The following is a 21,055-nucleotide window of genomic DNA, read 5'->3' as shown; positions in this document are numbered from 1 at the left end:
GCAAGTAAGAAACAACATTACATTTAACAAAGATATAACCTAGTTAAATAAAAAAAGACAAAAAAAAGACAAAAAAAAGCCTGGCATATGCCAGGCTTTCGTCGCAATAAAGCGAACCACCAAAAAACGAATTAACGTTTTGAGAACTGTGGACGTTTACGTGCTTTTCTAAGACCAACTTTCTTACGTTCAACTTGACGAGCATCACGAGTAACAAAACCAGCTGCACGTAGAGTAGGACGAAGAGTTTCGTCATATTCCATAAGTGCGCGAGTGATACCGTGACGGATTGCGCCAGCTTGACCAGTAGTACCACCACCAGAAACAGTGATGTTTAGGTCGAATTTGTCTTGTAGTTCAACTAATTCTAGTGCTTGACGAACAACCATACGAGCTGTTTCACGACCAAAATAAACCTCTAAAGAACGTTTATTGATAGTTAGTTGACCAGTACCAGCTTTCATGAATACACGAGCTGTTGAACTTTTACGACGACCAGTGCCGTAGTATTGATTTTCTGCCATTTGCTTAAATTCCGTAAATTAGATGTCTAGAACTTGTGGTTGTTGAGCAGCATGATTGTGCTCAGGACCTGCGTATACTTTCATCTTACGGAACATTGCACGGCCTAGAGGACCTTTTGGCAACATACCTTTAACCGCAGACTGGATAACACGCTCTGGAGCTTTTTCAATAAGCTTTTCAAAGCTAATTGATTTTATGCCGCCAATGTAACCAGTGTGCGAGTAGTAAATTTTACCTTTCGCTTTGTTACCAGTTACAACGATTTTTTCACAGTTTACAACGATGATGTAATCGCCAGTATCAGCATGAGGAGTGTACTCAGGCTTGTGCTTACCACGTAAGCGAGTAGCGATTTCAGTCGCAAGACGACCTAAAGTTTTACCTTCAGCGTCAACAACGAACCATTCACGTTTGATCGTGCTTGGTGTAGCAACAAAAGTTTTCATTTTATATTGAACCCAATAAAATTTGTTTAAACTATCACATATAGTTATCTATATATGAACTATATACCTTGCTCATCCCTTCGAATAAGTACATGGCGTCATTAGGACAAGGAACCACCACAGCACCTTGTTCGTGGGCAGCGCGTATTATAAAGAGAAATGAGCGAAATTTCACCTATATTTTAAAAAAAATAGGATTAATCTCAAAAAACATCGAATAAGACCAAGAAAATGACTGAAATTAAGATTATTTCCGCAATTTAACTTGATGCACTTGATGATTTTGGCCTTTAGTTAGAATGAGGTTAGCACGTTCTCGCGTTGGTAAGATATTTTCTACTAAGTTTTTGCCATTAATTGTACGCCAAATGTTCAATGCCACATCTTTTGCTTCACCCTCACCCAGTTTGGCGTAATGATGGAAATATGAACTTGAATCAGTAAAAGCACTTTCTCGTAGCTGCAAGAAACGTTGCACATACCAGTTCTCGAGGTTTGCAGTCTCTGCATCCACATAAATAGAAAAATCGACAAAATCAGAAACAAATACTCGATGCGGATCATTAGGGTATTCTAATCCCGACTGTAAGACATTTAAACCTTCCAGAATAACGATATCAGGCTGTTCAACAACCATTTCTTGGTCTGTTTCTATATCATAAGAAAAATGTGAATAAACGGGTGCCGTAACACGGCCATGACCCGACTTAATATCAGCAACAAATTTCACTAGGGCATTAATGTCATAACTTTCAGGAAAGCCTTTACGCTTCATCAAACCATGCTCTTTTAAATGCGCATTTGGATAAAGAAAGCCATCAGTGGTGATTAACGCGACCTTCGGATGTTCGCTCCAGCATTGTAATAATGCTTGCAAAATTCTGGCTGTGGTACTTTTACCGACAGCAACACTCCCCGCGAGACTAATAATATAGGGTACTTTAGCCACTTTACGACCCAAGAATTGATCGCGAACAAGGCGGCGTTGAATTCGATTCGTGACATATAAGTTAAGCAAACGTGACAACGGCAGGTAAATATCACACACTTCTTCAATAGAAACACGTTCGTTAATACCTTGTAACTGCTTTAACTCTAGAGCTGATAAGGTCAAAGGTACTGACTCTCTAAGTTCAGCCCAATATTCCCTGTCAAACACTTGGTATGGTGAGTAATTCATTAAACTAAAAGCCTACTTAATGCCATGATAATCACTTGCTTCATCTATCTAGAAGCAAGCCTTTGCAATGGATCTAATGACGTAATAACACTATTAACGTCACTTTCTCAGTCCATGTCCGCCGAAACAATAGCCTATATACTCACCGTAACTCAATCAATAAATACGTTTATTACAGTATTTATTTTACTAACGCGCACAAAAACTACCTACTTAGTGCTGAAAGTAGGCGTGTTTTCGTCGTTGTTAGCCTAAGGTAAATGTTCACGCGCCAAATATTCATGAGATTGCATTTCTTGTAAGCGTGATAAACAACGGCGAAATTCAAAATCGAGTAAACCAGTACTATACAAGGCTGACATTTCAAACTCGGCCGAAATAATTAGGGTAACGTTACGCTCATAAAACTCATCTACCATCGCAATAAAGCGACGAGCAATATCATCCCTTAGTCGCCCCATTTGTTTCACATTGGCTAATAATACGGTGTGATAAATACGGGAGATCTCCATGTAATCAACCTGACTACGCGGCCCTCCACATAACTCCGCAAAATCAATCATCAACACACTATCCGCTTCTGCTAACGTGGGTATTTGACGGTTTTCAATTTCTATCGACTGATTATACTGGCGGGGATCACAAGATAATTGTTGAAAGTATTGGTCTAAATTTTTCTGAGCCACGCCATCTAATGGAAAATGATAAATTTCAGCTTGCTCTAAGGTACGTAACCGATAATCAACACCACTATCCACATTAATAATGTCACAATTTTGATTAATCAAATGAATCGCAGGTAAAAACCGCGCACGCTGCAAGCCGTTACGGTAAAGCTCGTCAGGAATAATGTTTGATGTGGCAACCAAGATAACTTGATGAGAAAATAATTCTTCAAATAATGTGCCTAAAATCATCGCATCAGTAATATCCGAGACAAAAAATTCATCAAAACAAATGACACGAGTTTCGTTAGCTAGCTTCTTTGCGATCACTTTCAATGGATCTTTTTGTTGCGCTAATCCTTTCAGCTCTTGATGGATTCGATGCATAAAACGATGAAAGTGAATACGAGTTTTATTTTCGAACGGGAGACAATCGTAGAAAGTATCAACTAAATAGGTCTTACCTCTTCCTACCCCTCCCCAAAAATAAATACCTTTAACTGGATTCATTAGCGTCGGTGCAGGCTTTGATCTTAACCCTTTCAACTTGGCTAAGAAACTGCGTTTGACGGATTTGTCTGGCACCGCTAACAATTCATCAAACAGCCGCTGTAATGCGATTACAGCATTCTCTTGTGCCGCATCAAACATAAAGTCAGGGCGCTTTAAATCAAGCTGATATTTTTCTATTGGGGTCATTATAATTGCTAATCCTTTACTGTTTTTAACGCCTTGCTCACCACGCATTAATATTAATCAATGCTACCATGTTGTATTCTTTTGAAATACACTATTTTAAAACTAAGGAGCTTATATTAGAGTATCAGAATGAGTGTCCCGTATTAGTAGAATACAAATTACCATTTAACGAGGTGTATATGCCCTATCTTGAAATATTAATTAGTTTGGTTATCGGTATTATTATCGGTTTTTCTATTGCAAAGATGACCAACACAAAAGATCAAACAGGTAAGTTTAAGGGTAAGCTACTGGCCAAAGAAGCTGAAATTGAACAATACAAACATGATGTGAATGAACACTTCACCAGCACCGAAGCATTATTAATGAAATTGTCTGATACCTATGTAGAAATGCAACAGCATTTAGCCAGCAACGCCAAACACTTATTAGATAATGTTGCCGTTAAAGATATTCCTTTTCAAACCAAAGAAGTCGTAGACCCTGCAGAACCGATAGAAGGGCAACCAAAGGATTATTCAAGTACGAGTTCAGGGTTACTGAACAAATAACTTGAACTTTTAGCTTTTAACTACACCTAACTGTTTATGCTTCTAACTTTTAAAGGCTTAAACTGTTATGAAACCTAAATTACACTTCAAAACACTCACTGCTTTAGCATTAAGTACAGCAATGGGGTTAGCAAGTTTACCTGCAACAGCAGCTTTCCCTCCCGCTGTTGCAGGACAAGCCTTACCCAGTCTTGCGCCGATATTAGAACAAGTCACCCCTGCCGTCGTAAATATCTCCGTATCTGGAACTAAGGTATCTCAACAGCGTATCCCAGAAGCATTTCGCTATTTTTTTGGCCCTGATGGCCCAGGCTCTCAACAACAAACTCAACCTTTTCAAGGTCTAGGTTCTGGTGTAATCATCGATGCCAAACAAGGTTACATCCTCACCAACAATCATGTGATTGCTGATGCCGATGAGATCCAAGTTATGCTGAAAGATGGCCATGAATATGATGCCAAACTCATCGGTGCGGATAAAAGCAGTGACATTGCCCTATTGCAAATTAAAGCAAAAAACTTAACCGAGATTAAATTCGCCGATTCGGATAAATTACGCGTCGGTGATTTCACAATAGCCATTGGTAACCCCTTTGGTTTAGGCCAAACAGTGACATCTGGTATTGTCAGTGCTTTAGGTCGAACTGGGCTCCAATTAGAAAATCTAGAAAACTTCATCCAAACCGATGCTGCAATTAACAGCGGTAACTCCGGCGGAGCATTAATTAATTTACGCGGTGAGTTAATCGGTATTAACACTGCGATATTAGGGCCAAATGGCGGTAACGTCGGTATCGGTTTTGCGATACCCGCCAACATGGCTAACAATCTGGTACAGCAAATTATTGAACATGGCGAAGTTCGCCGTGGCGTATTAGGTGTTACAGGCCAAGAATTAACTGCAGATCTGGCTAAGGCGTTTGATATTGATGTGCAATATGGCGCATTCATTAACCAAGTCACTCCCAACTCTGCAGCTGAAGAGGCTGGCTTAATGGCCGGTGACATAATTGTCAGTGTTAATAACAACAAGATCCGTAGTTTCAGTGAGTTAAGAGCTAGGATTGGAACATTAGGTGCTGATAAAAAAATCACTTTAGGCGTAATCAGAGATGATAAAGAAAAACGTCTCATCGCAACATTAAAGCCCGCTGACAATAATATCGCAAATGCCAGTAACCTACATCCAGGGCTTGAAGGCGCTGCACTAGTTAGTACTGACAACAATCAAGGTGTGCGAATTGAGAAAGTAGAACCCCGCTCAATAGCCGCGATATCGGGCTTGGAGGAAGGTGACATTATTATTGGTGTTAACAAGCATAAAGTGAAAAATTTAGTCCAGTTACGTAAGTTACTCAGTGAAGATAAAGCCACACTGGCACTTAATATCAACCGTGGTAACCAGCATTTGTTCTTAGTGTTGCGTTAGCACTTACAGCACTTTATAAGTAATTTTCTACATTCTCCTAGAAAGAGATGCTATTCTCTACGTTGCTATTTTTGATGGGTAACGTAGGGATATCTCAGTGCAAGGTTTGTTGTCATATATTTCAAAAAGTATCTTACTCGGTATCGTTGTCGCAACGATATTGCTTTTAGCATTACCACAATTAAAAAATAAACAAGGTTTAGCACTCACTCAACCATTTTCACTCGGCCTTAATGAGCAAATGAGTTTTTCTGCCGCCGTTAAACGCGCTGCGCCTTCAGTTGTCAATATTTATACACGCACCTACCAAAAATCAACCATTAATAGTAAGCCGACATTACGTCCGCAAAGTCTTGGCTCTGGCGTGATCATGAATAAGAAGGGTTATTTACTCACAAACTATCACGTTATTGCCAATGCAGATCAAATAATTGTTGCGCTCCAAGACGGACGGTTTTTTACCGCCGAGTTAATTGGTTTTGATAAATATACCGACCTTGCAGTGTTAAACATCGATGCCAAAAATTTACCCAGTATCCCACAAAGTAAACATGAACAGACCAATATTGGTGATGTGGTACTCGCCATTGGTAACCCATACAACTTAGGGCAAACTATCACCCAAGGTATTATTAGTGCCCGTGGTCGTATTGGAATGAGCACCACTGGCCATCAGAATTTCTTACAAACGGACGCCGCAATTAACGAAGGTAACTCGGGTGGTGCGCTTGTAAATAGTCTAGGTGAATTAGTGGGCATTAATACGGCATCATTCCAATTGGCCGAAAATGTTGAAACCATGGGTATCAGCTTTGCGATCCCCTACCCGCTCGCGGTTAAAATTATGGATGCATTGATTGCCAATGGTCGCGTGATCCGTGGTTATATAGGTATTGAAGGTACGTCAATAAATGCTGTTATGGCTAAATTACTCGGCTTGGAAGCCAACCAAGGTATTGTCATACAAAATACCGCACCAAACTCGCCAGCAGAGAAAGCCGGGTTAATCGCGGGTGATGTGGTAATCAAATTCAATGGTACTGAAATTGATAATGTAATCTGGTTAATGGATGTGGTAGCGGAGCAACGTCCTGGCTCAAAAATTAACTTAACGGTAATACGAGACGGTAAGCAGTTTGATATCTCAGTCAAGCTAGGTGAACTACAAGCACTACAGCCATAACACAACACGTAGATACAAAAAGGGCGCATATCAATGCGCCCTTTTTATTTATTACAAATACTTACACGCTATAAACTGCTATTAAAACGACACAAAGTCCGACGAATATTAACCTTTAATACGCGTAATATTACCGCCTAAGCCTTGTAGCTTATCTTCAATAAACTCATAACCACGGTCAATGTGATAAATACGCTCAACCGTTGTTTCACCTTTCGCGAGGAAACCAGCGATAACAAGACTTGCAGACGCGCGTAAGTCTGTTGCCATCACTTGTGCGCCAGTTAAACTCTCTGTATCACGGCAGATAGCCGTATTACCTTCCAGTTCAATGTCTGCGCCCATACGCGCTAATTCAGGCACGTGCATGAAACGGTTTTCAAAGATCGTTTCAATGATAGTTGAAGTACCTTTCGCCACTGTATTTAATACCGTGAACTGTGCTTGCATATCTGTTGGAAAACCAGGGTAAGGCACAGTCTTGATATTTACCGTTTTTAATTCACGACCTTGCATATCAAGCGTGATCCAATCATCACCAGTCTCAACCGTAGCACCCGCTTCTTCAAGCTTTAGCAATACAGCATCGAGTAATGAAGGGTCTGTTTTATGGCATTTAATTTTACCACCAGTGACAGCCGCAGCAACAAGGAAAGTACCCGTTTCGATACGATCAGGTTGCACTGTATATGTACCACCATGAAGCGCTTCAACACCTTCAATGGTTAATACGTCAGAACCAATACCACTAATCTTAGCACCAAGTGAATTCAAGAAGTTAGCTAGATCAACCACTTCAGGTTCTCTTGCTGCATTCTCAATAGAGGTGATCCCGTCAGCAAGTACTGCTGCCATTAATAGATTTTCAGTACCTGTTACACTGACCATATCCATTAAGATACGCGCACCTTTTAAACGACCATCAACGCGGGCTTTAATGTAGCCTTCTTCAACGCGAATGTCCGCTTGCATCATCTCTAAACCATGAATATGTAGATTCACAGGACGAGCGCCGATTGCACAACCACCAGGTAAAGACACATCCGCAGTCGAAAATTTAGCCGTCAAAGGACCTAATGCTAAGATCGATGCTCGCATCGTTTTAACTAATTCATAAGGGGCTTTTTGACAATTAACAGAGCCAGCAGTAATAACAACATCACCTTCTGCGTTGCGTTCAGCCTGTGCACCAAGCTCACGTAACAATTGCAGCGTGGTCTTAATATCTCTTAATTCAGGAACATTCTTAAGAGTGATCGTTTCATCACTTAGCAATGTGGCAAATAAAATCGGCAGTGCAGCATTTTTAGCACCCGAAATAGTCACATCGCCATTTAACTGACAAGGACCTTTAATTAAAAACTTATCCATTCTAATCCAGCCTAAGAAGGTAATATGAATTTACGTTCGCGAATCCATTCTTCAGGTGTGTATGCCTTGATGGATAACGCATGAATACTATTTGATGCAATCTGCTCTTTTAATGGTGCATAAATAGCTTGTTGTTTTTTTACACGGTTCATACCGACAAACATCTCGGCGACAGCGATAACTTCATAATGGCTGCCTTCACCTTTAACGTGTAATTCCTGGAACGTATATTCATTCTCCAGCAATGTTTGTAATTCTTTAATATCCATAATACTTAAATCCCATGATGTCGCCATTCTAAGCGTAGTTAAAACCGTACATGCCGCTAGCGTTATTGTAATAGACCCTTAACTGCACGTTTAGTTTTAAGTGAATGGCAATCTAGCTGAAAGAATTGCGCTTAAAACTAAAGTATTAAAATAGCCCAGTATTCTAAAAGTAATCGGTATAATACACAATCATAAAAGCATAACTATGTGATGATTTTTCCCCTTCAATCTTGAATACTAAACAAGATTTAACAATTTACCTTTTCTTTCAGTGCAAAAAGACCGAAAATAGTGTTCTTACTTATTCAATTTTTAAACTGTGCCGATGTTAACTACAAATATTATTATTTTAATTCTTGGATTTATTGGCCTGGTAATCAGTGCCGATAAATTCGTCTATGGTGCCGCAGGACTAGCGAGAAACTTAGGTATTTCACCACTGGTTATTGGCCTGACAATTGTCGCGATGGGTTCGTCCGCGCCAGAAATGATGGTCGCTGTATCGGCATCACTTAATGGTTCACCCAACACAGCTATTGGTAATGCGATTGGTTCTAACATTACCAACATCACCTTAGTATTAGGTATCACCGCGTTAATAAAACCACTGCTCGTAGGCTCAGCAACGATCCGTCGTGAGATCCCGATGGTATTAATTACCACACTACTGGCGGGTGTTGTGCTATGGGATTTAAAACTGGAAATGTACGAAGGCGTGATTTTATTATTACTCTTCTTCATTACTATCATCACCTTAACTATCCTAGCATTAAAACGTCCAAGTAATGATCCACTTATCCAAGAACATAGTGATGACGTACCTGAAGGTGTACCAACCTGGAAAGCGGTTGCTTGGTTAGTCTTCGGCATGATTGCATTACCTGTCAGTTCACATTTTCTTGTAGATTCTGCCGTTGTTATTGCACAGTATTTTGGCATGAGTGATTTAGTGATCGGCCTAACTATTATTGCTATTGGAACTAGCTTACCTGAACTCGCCGCATCCGTAACTGGTGTACTTAAAGGTGAAGATGATCTTGCTATTGGTAATATCATTGGTTCTAATATATTCAATATCTTAGCTGTATTATCACTACCAGGTATTTTAGCTCCAGGCATGATTGACCCGGCGATTATTAGTCGTGATTTCTATTATATGCTTGGCGCAACTATGTTAATGCTGGTGATGGCAATGGGCTTTAGAGGCCGTCCAGGACGTATTACTCGTGTTGAAGGTGCCATTTTACTCGCTGGTTTTGTAGCGTATCAATTCATTGTATTTAGTAGCATTTAACATTGTTTAGTCTAAGTATTAAACAATATTTTCATTAGGGAGTAACCATGTCGAGTCAGTTTAACTATTGCCAAAGCGCGCTTAATGTCATTAACACGGAAGCGGCAGCGATTTCTCAATTAAGCCAATATATTGATGCCACGTTTACCGAGACTTGTGAATTATTAATCGAATGTAAAGGTAAAGTCATTGTGACAGGCATGGGTAAATCAGGTCATATCGCCAATAAAATTGCCGCGACATTAGCCAGTACCGGAACCCCTGCTTTCTTTGTGCATCCAGCCGAAGCAAGCCATGGTGACCTTGGTATGATTGAACGTGGTGATGTGGTTATTGCGTTATCTAATTCAGGTGAATCAGATGAAATTTTAGCGTTATACCCAGTACTTAAACGTTTAAGTATTCCCATTATTGCGATGACAAGTAATGATAATTCAACCATGGCGCGCGAAGCAAAAATTAGTTTATGTATTAAAGTTGATAAAGAAGCTTGCCCGTTGGGATTAGCACCTACATCGAGTACTACTGCAAGCCTAGTGATGGGTGATGCTATCGCTGTAGCCTTACTTGAAGCAAAAGGGTTTACCGCTGATGATTTTGCACTCTCTCATCCCGGCGGTAGCTTAGGCAGAAAATTATTATTACGTATTTCAGACATTATGCATAAAGGTAACGACGTACCAAGCGTACAACAAACCGAGACAATCTCTGATGCGCTATTAGAAGTCTCTAGCAAAGGGCTTGGTATGACGGCGGTTAATAACGGGTCTAAGCTGGTTGGTATTTTCACGGATGGTGATTTACGCCGTATCCTTGATGCACGTATAGATATTCACCAAACCCCAATCAGTGAAGTAATGACACAAAGATGTGTTACTATTAATAGACATATCTTAGCTGCAGAAGCCCTTGCAGTCATGGAAAACAAAAAAGTTAACGGCTTAATTGTCGTCAATGAACAACAAGAGCCCGTCGGCGCCTTCAACATGCATGACTTACTACGCGCAGGTGTACTATAAAATGATCAATACATTATACGGTCCAATCCCACAAGACATCTTAACCAAAGCAAAAACATTAAAACTACTCATTTGTGATATAGATGGTGTTTTTTCTGACGGCCGCGTGTACATGGGAAACGACGGTGAAGAACTAAAAGCCTTTCACACTCGCGATGGTTTTGGCGTAAAATCACTCCTTAATGCCGATATCGAAGTTGCTGTGATCACTGGCCGTCAATCGACAATTGTAGCTAACCGTATGCAAGGTTTAGGTGTTAAGCATATCTATCAAGGCCAAGACAACAAAGTGATCGCATTTAATATGCTGCTCGAAGAACTAAAAATATCGCCAGAGCATGTGGCTTATATTGGTGATGACGTCATTGATTTACCAGTAATGAATCTTTGTGGACTCAGTGTTGCCGTTGCCGATGCCCACCCGCTTGTTAAAAAAAGTGCTGACTTTAGCACCTCTATTCGTGGTGGCTTTGGTGCAGTAAGAGAATTAGCAGATCTAATCCTATTGGCCAAAGGGATCTTAGACCAAGCACAGGGCACCTCTGTATGAGCCGCCAAAACATAGGAATTGTGATTCTCTTTCTTTGTGCACTTGGTATTTGGCGTTTTTTTTCGCCTGATGACGAGTCTGCAACGGCACAGTCAACCAAATATCAGCCTGATTTCACCGCTCAAATACTACGTAGCGTTGAATTTAGTATTGATGGAAAAATTATACGTCGCATTTTTGCAGATAGCATGGAGCATTATGGTGAGTTAGGCATGACAATGTTTACTAACCCCGTTATTATTATTTATGATGAAAATGCACAAGCGACATGGAAAATCAAAGCAAAAGAAGGTAACTTCAGTAGCGACGACGTGGCAACACTACGAAACGATGTTGTCATCAAGAATATGAAAAAAAATGATTATATTGATGCCATTACTACCAGTTATTTACAATTAGAGCTTGCCGAAAATTTGGTGCATAGCGATCAGTTAATTACCATTTCAGGGGACTTATTTCATCAAACAGGTGTCGGACTTGAAGGTGATTTAAAGCAAGAATACATGACTATCCTTAAGCAAGTTGAAGCGATTTATACTAATGATGAAAAAATATAAAGTTTTACTATTAACATTATTCATGAGTAATTCAGCCCTCGCATTAGAGTCTGATTTTACAGAGAATGTAGTCGTTAATGCCAAACGTCAAGAAGTGTTTATTAAAGAGAACCGAGTCATATTTTATGATAGTGTCGTGGTGACTCAAGGGACGACATTAATTCATGCCGATAAACTCACGGTCTTAAGCTCTGGCGAAAAAGGCACAGAAGTAATGATTGCCATAGGGTCGCCAGCCACTTTTTATCAAGAGCTTGATGACGGTAAGAAAATTAATGGCGAAGCAGATGAGATCCGCTACGAGCTAGGTAAAAAACGCTTAATCTTGTCAAAAAATGCACATTTACGCCAAGCTGATAGCGAAGTTAAAAGTGACAAGATTATCTACCAAATTGACAAACAAGAAATGATAGCCGAAAGCGGCAAGCATGAATCTGATCGAGTGATCACTATTTTCACTCCTGAAGACAACAAAACTAATTAGAGTAGATGAATTCATATGGCACGTTTAAAAGTATCACACTTAGCAAAAAGTTATAACAAACGAAAAGTTGTGTCAGATGTGAGTCTCGAAGTTGAATCAGGCCAAATTGTTGGTTTACTCGGGCCTAATGGCGCAGGTAAAACCACCACCTTTTATATGGTAGTTGGCTTGGTTAAGCGAGATCATGGACAAATCTTCATTGATGACCAAGAATTAACGCATGAGCCAATGCATATTCGTGCACAACAAGGTATTGGTTACTTACCCCAAGAAGCGTCTATTTTTCGTCGTTTATCGGTAACGAAAAATATCATGGCAATCTTAGAGTTACGAACTGAACTCACGCGTTTCGAACGTGAAGAAAAGTTAGAAGAATTATTAGAAGAGTTCCATATCACCCATATTCGCGATAGTTTAGGCATGAGCTTATCGGGTGGTGAACGCCGCCGTGTTGAGATTGCCCGCGCGCTTGCGGCAGATCCAAAGTTTATTTTATTAGATGAACCTTTTGCTGGCGTTGATCCAATCTCGGTAGGTGATATTAAAAAAATTATTCAACATCTGCGCGATCGTGGTTTAGGGGTATTAATTACCGACCATAACGTACGTGAGACACTCGATGTATGTGAACACTCTTATATTGTGAGCCATGGACATTTGATCGCATCTGGTACTTCTGAAGAGATTTTATCCAACGAAAAAGTGAAAGAAGTATACCTTGGTGATCAATTCCGACTATAGTTTGATATTGATACGTTACCGCATTTAAGGAAGAGAGAGTAGTCGTTAGATGAAGCCATCATTACAACTTCGTATGAGTCAATCTCTGGCAATGACGCCACAGTTGCAACAAGCGATTCGATTATTACAATTATCGACCTTGGAGTTACAACAAGAGATTCAAGAAGCATTAGACAGTAATCCGCTACTGGAACAAGAAGATCCCAACACAGCTCAAGCAAACGATACAGAAAGTAGTGATGAGCATAATCCAAATAATAACGACGCAGTTACCGATGCCAGCCAAATAGAAGTTAGTGATGCGCTCGCCAGTGAAGCCATGCCAGATGAATTGCCTAATGACAGTAATTGGGATGATGTCTATACCCCTCAAATACAGACTCACAGCAGTGCGGGTAGCAGTATTGATGGTTTAGACCAAGTCTATCAAGGTGAGACCAGCGAAGGCTTATACGAGCATCTCATGTGGCAAATGGAATTAACCCCATTTTCTGACACTGATCGTGCTATTGCCGTTGCGATTATTGATGGCATTGATGATCATGGCTACCTTAATCAGACTTGTGAAGACATCCTGTCTAGCGTCAATAACGGTCACCAAGAACTTAGCGACAGTAGTAAAGAAAATAGTGAAGAGCAAGTTGAATTAGACGAAATAGAAGCAGTATTAAAGCGTATTCAACATTTCGATCCCATCGGCGTTGCAGCGCGTTCATTACAAGAATGTTTATTGATCCAACTCCAGCATTTACCTAAAAACACACCTTGGTTAACAGAATGTCAGCAAATAATTCAGTCTCACATGGATTTATTAGGCAATCGCGACTACCGTCAATTAAGCCGTAAGACAAAATTAAAAGAACCACAGCTTAAAGAGATCATGCAATTAATTCAGAGTCTAGAACCCAGACCTGGCAATGTTATCGATCAGACTGAAGGGCTTTATGTAATTCCCGATGTTTTAGTAAAGAAAAAAAATAATCAGTGGGTAGTCGAGTTAAATCCTGACATTGTGCCAAGATTAAAAGTGAACAATGAATATTCAAACTTGTCGACAAGCAATCGTAGTAGCAGCGATGGGCAGTTTATTCGAACGCATGTACAAGAAGCTAAATGGTTTATTAAAAGCTTAGATAGCCGTAATGAAACCTTACTAAAAGTAACTAAAAGTATTGTTCAACGACAAATTGATTTTTTTGAGTATGGCGATGAAGCCATGAAACCTATGGTTTTAAATGATATTGCCGAAGAAGTGGAAATGCACGAGTCAACCATTTCACGGGTAACAACGCAGAAGTTTATGCATACACCACGCGGTATTTTTGAACTTAAGTTTTTCTTTTCAAGCCATGTAAGTACTGACAATGGCGGAGAATGTTCATCAACCGCTATTCGAGCATTAATAAAAAAATTGGTCGCGGCAGAAAATGTCATTAAACCATTAAGTGACAGCAAGATTGCTGATTTACTTGCTGATCAAGGTATCAAAGTGGCTAGACGTACGATTGCAAAATATCGGGAGGCACTAAGTATACCACCGTCTAATCAGCGTAAAAGCCTATTATAAGGCTAATCCAACCTTCATAGGGGAGACATATATGCAAATTAATTTAACCGGTAGACATGTAAACATTACAGACTCACTGAAAGATTATGTTGATAGCAAGTTTTCCAAATTAGAACGGCATTTTGATCATATAAACAATATCCATGTGATTTTAAATGTCGAAAAATTACTTCAAATTGCAGAAGCAAAAATACATTTAAATGGGGGGGAGATCTTTGCCGTGCATGAACACAATGACATGTATGCCGCAATTGATGGCTTACTGGATAAGCTCGATCGCCAAGTGATTAAGCATAAAGAGAAGTTGATTCGTCATTAATTTTAATCTCGCCACAGATAACCTAAAGGAAAACCACTTTTTCCTTTAGGTATTAATGCTTCTGACATAATTAAAACATATCATATCCAAATCAATTGCGGGATAATGAACCCATTATTTTATATCGCTGTGAGGATAAAAGATGAAATTAATAATAGTCAGCGGCCAGTCAGGATCTGGTAAATCAATTGCATTACGCGTGCTTGAAGATCTAGGCTACTATTGCGTAGATAACCTACCAGTAAAATTACTACCACAACTGCTAAAAACCTTAAATGACCAAACCGAAAAAGTGGCAGTGAGTATTGATGTCCGTAATTTACCGACAGAAAAAAAAGAATTAAACGACATAATTACAGAGTTAAGAACGAGCACCGATCTGACTAGTTTATTTCTTGATACTAACCAGTCAGTCCTTATCAAACGTTATAGTGAAACCAGACGCCTTCATCCGTTAACAAAAGATGAGCTATCTCTATCACAAGCGATTGAAATAGAAAAAAAACGATTAAGCCCTTTAGCGTTACTTGCTGATTTAAAAATCGATACTACTGAACTCAATATTCATGAACTCAGTGAACAGATTAAAGAACGTATTTTAGGAAAGAAAAACAACCAACTTGTCTTAGTATTTCAATCATTTGGTTTTAAACATGGCCTACCTATGGATGCCGATTATGTATTTGATGTCCGTTTTCTACCAAACCCCCATTGGATCCCAGAATTAAAACCTTACACAGGTCTTGATGAACCCGTCATTAAATACCTGAGCCAACAGCCTGATGTAATGAGCTTTTCACAACAGATTGAAAACTTACTCACGACTTGGTTGCCAATGTTAGAAAAAAATAACCGCAGTTATGTCACCGTTGCTATCGGTTGTACAGGCGGCCAACATCGCTCGGTATTCATTGCTGAACAATTAGCAAAGAGCTTTAAACTACAAAATCGTGTAGTGCAAACTCGCCATCAAACCTTAGAAAAAAATAAACATAAAACTATCTAGGTACTCATTTGCAATGGCGTTAACGATCTAAACAGTTAATTATTTTACTTTATTGTTAATGCTGATTATAAATACAGATTAAGCTAGAATTACGCAGCACCAGCAAGCAAGGTCTTGCAGAAGAAGAATAATAAGAATGGGGACGACATATGCCAGAAAAGATGGAGCATGACAGCACACACCTACGTTTAAGCGAAGTGAACGAAGCACTTGATAGTGGTATGTTCATTCACGTTAAACGAATGCTCTACCAAACGCCCCCTTGTGATATTGCGTTATTACTGGAATCATCGCCACCAGCAGGCCGTAAAGTACTGTGGCGTTTGACCGACTCTGAAATGCAAGGTGAAATCCTTGACGAACTTAATGAAGATGCCAAAACCAGTATTCTCAAACTGATGGATACGGAGTCCCTTGTCGCTGCGACAGAGGGGCTCGATACTGATGATTTAGCCAATATTCTCCGTAGCCTACCAGACAGTATCTATCAAGAAGTTATCACCCAAATGGATACCCAAGATCGTCAACGTTTAGAAACAGCGATGGCGTATCCAGAAGACACTGCTGGCAGTATCATGGACACAGATACCATTACTTTAAGACCAGATGTGACTGTCGATGTGATCTTACGTTATATCCGTTTACGCGGTGAATTACCCGATGCCACAGATACTTTATACGTGGTTGATAAAGATGATCGCTTAATTGGCGATGTGCCCTTAGCCATGTTATTAACAACAGATCCAAACAGTGTGATTAGCACTATTATGGATCGCGAAGCAGAAACCTTACCTGCACATATGGATACCTCAGAGGTTGCCAAGCTGTTTGAACGTCATGACTGGATCTCTGCGCCAGTACTTGATGACTCAGGTAAACTACTCGGACGTATTACCATCGATGACGTGGTTGATATTATTCGTGAAAATGCCGAGCATGACATGATGGGTATGGCCGGTATGGATGACGATGAAGATACCTTCGCGCCAGTAATACAAAGTACCAAACGTCGAACACTCTGGCTTGGGGTTAATTTAATTGCCGCACTGACTGCTGCATCCGTCTCTAACATGTTTGAAGCGACCTTAGAACAACTCGCTACACTTGCTATTTTAATGACCATTGTGCCAAGCATGGGCGGTATTGCCGGTAATCAAACCCTCGCATTGGTTATTCGTGGTATGGCGGTTGGTCATATTAATGACGACAATAGCCGTTGGTTAATTGGTAAAGAAGCCATGGTTGGCGCACTGAACGGGGCTATCTGGGCAATATCTATTGCAATCATAGTATCATTATGGAAAGGCGATCCATCTCTGGGGCTGATCATTGGTGGCGCTATGTTTATCAACATGGCGATGGGGGGGCTTGCAGGCGTGGTCATTCCACTGGCAATGAAGAAATATAATATCGATCCTGCCTTAGCTGGCGGCATGGCACTCACCACCGTTACCGATGTCGTCGGTCTATTTGCCTTCTTAGGCATGGCAACACTAGTCTACGGTTAACCTTTATAACGAAAGCAGAGTTCAGAAAGTAAAGTTAATAGCCTATAAACGTAAAAAGCCTGTGTCATCATGACACAGGCTTTCTCACTTAAACCTAGGGGATATTAGTTACCTGCAATCTGCATTGATTCTAATAGTGTAGAGCCCATTAGAATACTGCTACGAACATCGATATCGTTACCGACTGCAACAATATTTTTGAACATATCCGTTAAATTACCTGCGATCGTGATCTCGTGTACTGGATACTGCAGCTCACCATTCTCAACCCAGAAACCTGAGGCGCCACGGCTATAATCACCCGTTACAATATTCACTCCTTGCCCCATCAGTTCAGTCACCAATAAACCAGTGCCCATTTGACGACACAGTTGACCTAATGTTTCGCCTTTACCTGTGACATTCCAGTTATGGATACCACCAGCATGGCCAGTTGTTTGCATACCCAATTTACGACCGCTGTAGCTGGTTAATAGGTAGCTCTTTAAAATACCTTGTTCTACAACATTTAAATCTTTAGTGCGCACACCTTCAGCATCATACATAGATGATGCTAAACCACCTTTAATATGCGGACGTTCTTGGATGTTTAACCAGTCAGGGAAAATTTGTTCGCCTAACTTATCTAATAAGAATGATGACTTACGATATAAGCTACCACCACTAATACCCATTACCAGCTGACCCATTAAGCTACTTGCAACATCATGATGAAAAATAACTGGTACATTACAGGTATCGATTTTACGCGCGCCTAAACGGTCCACAGTACGATTAACCGCTTCGATAGCAACTTGCTCTGGTGTCCACAATTTACTTGCGTCACGCGCCATTGAATAGCCGTAATCACGTTCCATTGCGCCGTCTTGCTCTGCAATCAATACCGAACTCATGCTATGACGGGTACTTGCATAGCCATTCACGAGACCATGACTGTTCCCATAAACTTTAATGCTGCTATGGCTGGTAAACGCACCTTCACTGTTCACAATACGAGAATCTTGCGCCAAGGCTAAGCGCTCGGTGAGACAAGCTTGTTCAATAGCATACTCAGGTTCAATTTCAATTGGGTGACATAAATCTAGGTCTTCTGGTTCAAACGCCATCAGGTCACGATCAGCAAGACCAGCAAATTCATCTTCTGCAGTATGTAACGCGATATCTAACGCCGCAGCAACGGTGCTTTGAATTGCCGCTTCACTTAAATCAGAGGTTGATGCATTCCCTTTACGTTGACCGCGGTATACACAGATACCTAATGCGCCGTCATGGTTGAATTCAACATTTTCAACTTCGCCCATGCGTGTACTCACAGACAAACCAGTTTGTCGTGAAATAGCTACTTCAGCATCTGTCGCGCCTGCCTTTTTCGCGATATCGAGTGCTTGAGTAACGGCTAATTCCAATTTATTTTGTTCTAATGTAATTTGCTGTTTTAAGTTCATGGGCTCGTTTCAATAAGTTATACTGGATTAAGCATACCATGTTGCGATAAAAATTCCTGCTGCAACTGCGCAATTAGCAATAAACTGATACAATTAACATATCAATCGTTTTGAAAAAGAATATTATGAGCGTAAAAGAACGGAATATTACCAGCGAAAAGTCTTACCGACGTGCTGAAGACGACGAGCTATATCAAAGTCGTGCAGAAAACAAAATTGAAATTGCCGAGACGCTTAAACTCGCTGGCGCGATCTCTTTACTAAGTAAAGCAGAGATTGCTAAGATGGGTTTCTCTGAACACTTACTTGCTGCAATTGTGACAGCGAGAAAAATCGCAGTACGTACAGATGCTTACAGCAGACATCTATCGTACATGTGCAAAATTATGCGTAGCGATGGCCTCGAGCCGATCCAAATGGCATACGATAAGATCACCAATAAACACAACCAAGCAACCGTTGAATTAACAAAACTAGAGATAGTACGTGATGAGTTAATTGCCGGTGGTGATGCTGCGATCACAGCATTAATGGAAAAATATCCAAACGCTGATCGTCAAAAATTACGTCAACTGGTTCGCCAAGTGAATAAAGAACTTAAAGCGGAAAAGCCGCTGAAAGCAGCTAAACCAAGCAAAGAAATCTTTAAACACCTACGCGAGATAGCGGGTCTATAATATTAATTAGCTATTTCGGTAGTATTAATGTTTAACCGATACAAACAATAAAGCCCTAACAAGTCATTTATACACTTGCTAGGGCTTTATTTTGATCAACTGTATACCACAAATAGCAAATTAGCTACCAGTGCCACCCACCGTCATACTATCTAGTTTCAGTGTAGGCTGACCGACCCCCACAGGGACACTCTGGCCTTCTTTACCACAAATACCCACACCCTTATCTAATGCTAGGTCGTTACCGACCATTGAGATGTGCTGCATTGCTTCATGACCATTACCGATCAAGGTTGCACCTTTAATTGGCGTAGTTATTTTCCCATTCTCAATTAAGTACGCTTCAGATGCGGAGAATACAAATTTACCCGAGGTAATATCAACTTGACCACCACCAAAGTTAGGCGCATAAATGCCCTTCTCAACCGTACTAATGATCTCTTCTGGTGTACTCTCACCAGGTAACATATACGTATTCGTCATACGCGGCATAGGTAAATGTGCGAATGATTCACGACGGCCGTTACCCGTAGACTCCACCCCCATCAAACGGGCGTTAAGCTTATCTTGCATGTAACCTTTCAAAATACCATTTTCAATCAACATAGTATTTTTTGTCACAGTACCTTCATCATCGATGTTCAATGAACCACGGCGATTAGCTAGCGTGCCATTATCAACAATTGTGCACAGTGAAGATGCTACTTTCTCGCCAATTTTCCCCGCATAAGCAGACGTACCTTTACGGTTAAAATCACCTTCTAGACCATGACCTACAGCTTCGTGTAGTAATACACCCGGCCAACCCGCACCAAGAACAACAGGCATTGCACCAGCAGGGGCATCAATCGCATCAATATTAACTAATGCTTGGCGCACTGCATCTTTGGCATAGCTGAATGCACGTTGTACACCATCCACATCATCTAAGAAATAATCAAAACCATAACGGCCACCGCCACCCGCGCCACCACGTTCACGTTTGCCATTTTTCTCAATCAACACAGAGCAGTTCATGCGTACTAATGGTCGAATATCTGCTGCAAGAGTGCCATCAGTTGCAGCGACCAGGATCTCTTCGTATACTGCCGACAAGCTCACACTTACTTGTGTAACATGTGGATCTAGTGAGCGTGCGTACACATCCACTTCATGTAACAAGGCAATTTTACGTTGCTTATCCATACTCGCTAATGGATCTAATGGCTGATATATTTCACTGCCTTGAGGTTTACTCCATGCTTTAACTTTACCTTCACCGCCGCTAGCAGCAATACCTCGTGCCGCTTTCGCAGACTGGGTTAATGCTTGTAGATTGATGTCATCGGAATAAGCAAAACCGGTTTTTTCACCGGATACTGCACGTACACCAACACCCCTCTCGATATTAAACGACCCTTCTTTGACGATACCGTCTTCCAAACCCCAAGATTCATGTTTGCAAGCTTGGAAATAAAGATCACCATAATCAAGCTGGTTGCCCATCAATAATGACAGTGTACTCTGCAGCTTATCGATATTTAAATCGGCTGGCAGTAAAATTGAATTTTCGACTTGTTCAAATATCATC

At 40.6% G+C, this 21,055-nt stretch carries 22 protein-coding genes; 14 read left to right on the top strand and 8 right to left on the bottom strand.

What is annotated here, in order from left to right; genetic code table 11:
- Positions 1 to 131 precede the first annotated feature (131 nt).
- From rpsI to zapE, 4 genes are all read right to left on the bottom strand, one after another.
- Complete coding sequence (gene rpsI / locus HWV03_RS01165; protein WP_211678129.1) at positions 132 to 524, bottom strand: 30S ribosomal protein S9; 393 nt, start codon at positions 522 to 524, stop codon at positions 132 to 134.
- A gap of 18 nt (positions 525 to 542) precedes the next feature.
- Positions 543 to 971: a 50S ribosomal protein L13 gene (gene rplM / locus HWV03_RS01160; protein ID WP_067045873.1), complete on the bottom strand. Its 429-nt coding sequence runs from the start codon at positions 969 to 971 to the stop codon at positions 543 to 545.
- Positions 972 to 1,218: 247 nt separating this feature from the next.
- Positions 1,219 to 2,151 (bottom strand): type I pantothenate kinase, encoded by a 933-nt coding sequence (coaA, locus tag HWV03_RS01155; protein WP_211678128.1) that lies wholly within the window; start codon positions 2,149 to 2,151, stop codon positions 1,219 to 1,221.
- 251 nt (positions 2,152 to 2,402) lie between these two features.
- Complete coding sequence (zapE, locus tag HWV03_RS01150; protein ID WP_211678127.1) at positions 2,403 to 3,515, bottom strand: cell division protein ZapE; 1,113 nt, start codon at positions 3,513 to 3,515, stop codon at positions 2,403 to 2,405.
- A 179-nt stretch (positions 3,516 to 3,694) separates the two neighbouring features.
- Between zapE and HWV03_RS01145 the strand changes: the two genes are divergently transcribed.
- The 3 genes from HWV03_RS01145 to degS all read left to right on the top strand — a co-directional run bounded on the left by HWV03_RS01145 (position 3,695) and on the right by degS (position 6,678).
- Positions 3,695 to 4,066, top strand: a complete 372-nt coding sequence (locus tag HWV03_RS01145; protein ID WP_211678126.1) for a YhcB family protein — start codon at positions 3,695 to 3,697, stop codon at positions 4,064 to 4,066.
- Between the two features lie 67 nt (positions 4,067 to 4,133).
- Positions 4,134 to 5,495: a Do family serine endopeptidase gene (locus HWV03_RS01140; protein ID WP_211678125.1), complete on the top strand. Its 1,362-nt coding sequence runs from the start codon at positions 4,134 to 4,136 to the stop codon at positions 5,493 to 5,495.
- A 97-nt stretch (positions 5,496 to 5,592) separates the two neighbouring features.
- A complete protein-coding gene (degS, locus tag HWV03_RS01135; protein ID WP_255546997.1) occupies positions 5,593 to 6,678 on the top strand; it encodes an outer membrane-stress sensor serine endopeptidase DegS in 1,086 nt (361 codons plus the stop codon).
- 108 nt (positions 6,679 to 6,786) lie between these two features.
- On the opposite strand, the gene murA is transcribed toward degS, so the two are convergent.
- The gene (gene murA / locus HWV03_RS01130) at positions 6,787 to 8,049 is read right to left on the bottom strand and encodes a UDP-N-acetylglucosamine 1-carboxyvinyltransferase (RefSeq protein ID WP_211678124.1); all 1,263 of its coding nucleotides are present in this window, start codon (positions 8,047 to 8,049) and stop codon (positions 6,787 to 6,789) included.
- 11 nt (positions 8,050 to 8,060) lie between these two features.
- Positions 8,061 to 8,318, bottom strand: coding sequence for a BolA family protein (locus HWV03_RS01125; protein WP_211673702.1), 258 nt, complete (start codon positions 8,316 to 8,318; stop codon positions 8,061 to 8,063).
- A gap of 325 nt (positions 8,319 to 8,643) precedes the next feature.
- On the opposite strand from HWV03_RS01125, the gene HWV03_RS01120 reads away from it, so the two are divergent.
- The 10 genes from HWV03_RS01120 to mgtE all read left to right on the top strand — a co-directional run bounded on the left by HWV03_RS01120 (position 8,644) and on the right by mgtE (position 17,363).
- A complete protein-coding gene (locus HWV03_RS01120) occupies positions 8,644 to 9,612 on the top strand; it encodes a calcium/sodium antiporter (protein ID WP_211678123.1) in 969 nt (322 codons plus the stop codon).
- A gap of 47 nt (positions 9,613 to 9,659) precedes the next feature.
- Positions 9,660 to 10,631 carry a KpsF/GutQ family sugar-phosphate isomerase gene (locus HWV03_RS01115; RefSeq protein WP_211678122.1) on the top strand — a complete coding sequence of 324 codons (972 nt, stop codon included), beginning with the start codon at positions 9,660 to 9,662 and terminating at the stop codon, positions 10,629 to 10,631.
- A gap of 1 nt (position 10,632) precedes the next feature.
- Entirely contained in the window at positions 10,633 to 11,181 is a 549-nt protein-coding gene (gene kdsC / locus HWV03_RS01110; protein ID WP_211678121.1) for a 3-deoxy-manno-octulosonate-8-phosphatase KdsC, read from the top strand.
- Positions 11,178 to 11,738, top strand: a complete 561-nt coding sequence (gene lptC, locus HWV03_RS01105; RefSeq protein WP_211678120.1) for an LPS export ABC transporter periplasmic protein LptC — start codon at positions 11,178 to 11,180, stop codon at positions 11,736 to 11,738. Before kdsC ends, lptC begins: the two co-directional genes overlap by 4 nt.
- Before the next feature lie 22 nt (positions 11,739 to 11,760).
- Positions 11,761 to 12,222 carry a lipopolysaccharide transport periplasmic protein LptA gene (gene lptA, locus HWV03_RS01100; protein WP_255546996.1) on the top strand — a complete coding sequence of 154 codons (462 nt, stop codon included), beginning with the start codon at positions 11,761 to 11,763 and terminating at the stop codon, positions 12,220 to 12,222.
- Positions 12,223 to 12,237: 15 nt separating this feature from the next.
- The gene (gene lptB, locus HWV03_RS01095) at positions 12,238 to 12,963 is read left to right on the top strand and encodes an LPS export ABC transporter ATP-binding protein (RefSeq protein WP_045112149.1); all 726 of its coding nucleotides are present in this window, start codon (positions 12,238 to 12,240) and stop codon (positions 12,961 to 12,963) included.
- Between the two features lie 49 nt (positions 12,964 to 13,012).
- Positions 13,013 to 14,530 carry an RNA polymerase factor sigma-54 gene (locus HWV03_RS01090; protein ID WP_211678118.1) on the top strand — a complete coding sequence of 506 codons (1,518 nt, stop codon included), beginning with the start codon at positions 13,013 to 13,015 and terminating at the stop codon, positions 14,528 to 14,530.
- A 31-nt stretch (positions 14,531 to 14,561) separates the two neighbouring features.
- The gene (gene hpf, locus HWV03_RS01085; RefSeq protein ID WP_067045899.1) at positions 14,562 to 14,849 is read left to right on the top strand and encodes a ribosome hibernation promoting factor; all 288 of its coding nucleotides are present in this window, start codon (positions 14,562 to 14,564) and stop codon (positions 14,847 to 14,849) included.
- A 142-nt stretch (positions 14,850 to 14,991) separates the two neighbouring features.
- Positions 14,992 to 15,855 carry an RNase adapter RapZ gene (gene rapZ / locus HWV03_RS01080; RefSeq protein ID WP_211678117.1) on the top strand — a complete coding sequence of 288 codons (864 nt, stop codon included), beginning with the start codon at positions 14,992 to 14,994 and terminating at the stop codon, positions 15,853 to 15,855.
- A 149-nt stretch (positions 15,856 to 16,004) separates the two neighbouring features.
- Positions 16,005 to 17,363: a magnesium transporter gene (mgtE, locus tag HWV03_RS01075; RefSeq protein WP_211678116.1), complete on the top strand. Its 1,359-nt coding sequence runs from the start codon at positions 16,005 to 16,007 to the stop codon at positions 17,361 to 17,363.
- Positions 17,364 to 17,467: 104 nt separating this feature from the next.
- Here mgtE and pmbA read toward each other — a convergent pair whose 3' ends face one another.
- Positions 17,468 to 18,808, bottom strand: coding sequence for a metalloprotease PmbA (pmbA, locus tag HWV03_RS01070; protein ID WP_211673693.1), 1,341 nt, complete (start codon positions 18,806 to 18,808; stop codon positions 17,468 to 17,470).
- Between the two features lie 125 nt (positions 18,809 to 18,933).
- Between pmbA and yjgA the strand changes: the two genes are divergently transcribed.
- Entirely contained in the window at positions 18,934 to 19,485 is a 552-nt protein-coding gene (gene yjgA / locus HWV03_RS01065; RefSeq protein WP_211678115.1) for a ribosome biogenesis factor YjgA, read from the top strand.
- A gap of 120 nt (positions 19,486 to 19,605) precedes the next feature.
- On the opposite strand, the gene tldD is transcribed toward yjgA, so the two are convergent.
- Positions 19,606 to 21,054, bottom strand: a complete 1,449-nt coding sequence (gene tldD, locus HWV03_RS01060; protein WP_211678114.1) for a metalloprotease TldD — start codon at positions 21,052 to 21,054, stop codon at positions 19,606 to 19,608.
- Between the last annotated feature and the right edge of the window lies 1 nt (position 21,055).

The sequence above is a fragment of the Moritella sp. 36 genome (assembly GCF_018219415.1).
Taxonomy (GTDB): domain Bacteria; phylum Pseudomonadota; class Gammaproteobacteria; order Enterobacterales; family Moritellaceae; genus Moritella.
The sequence above is the reverse complement of the archived record's forward strand: the minus strand, read 5'-3'. Positions and strand labels throughout refer to the sequence as shown.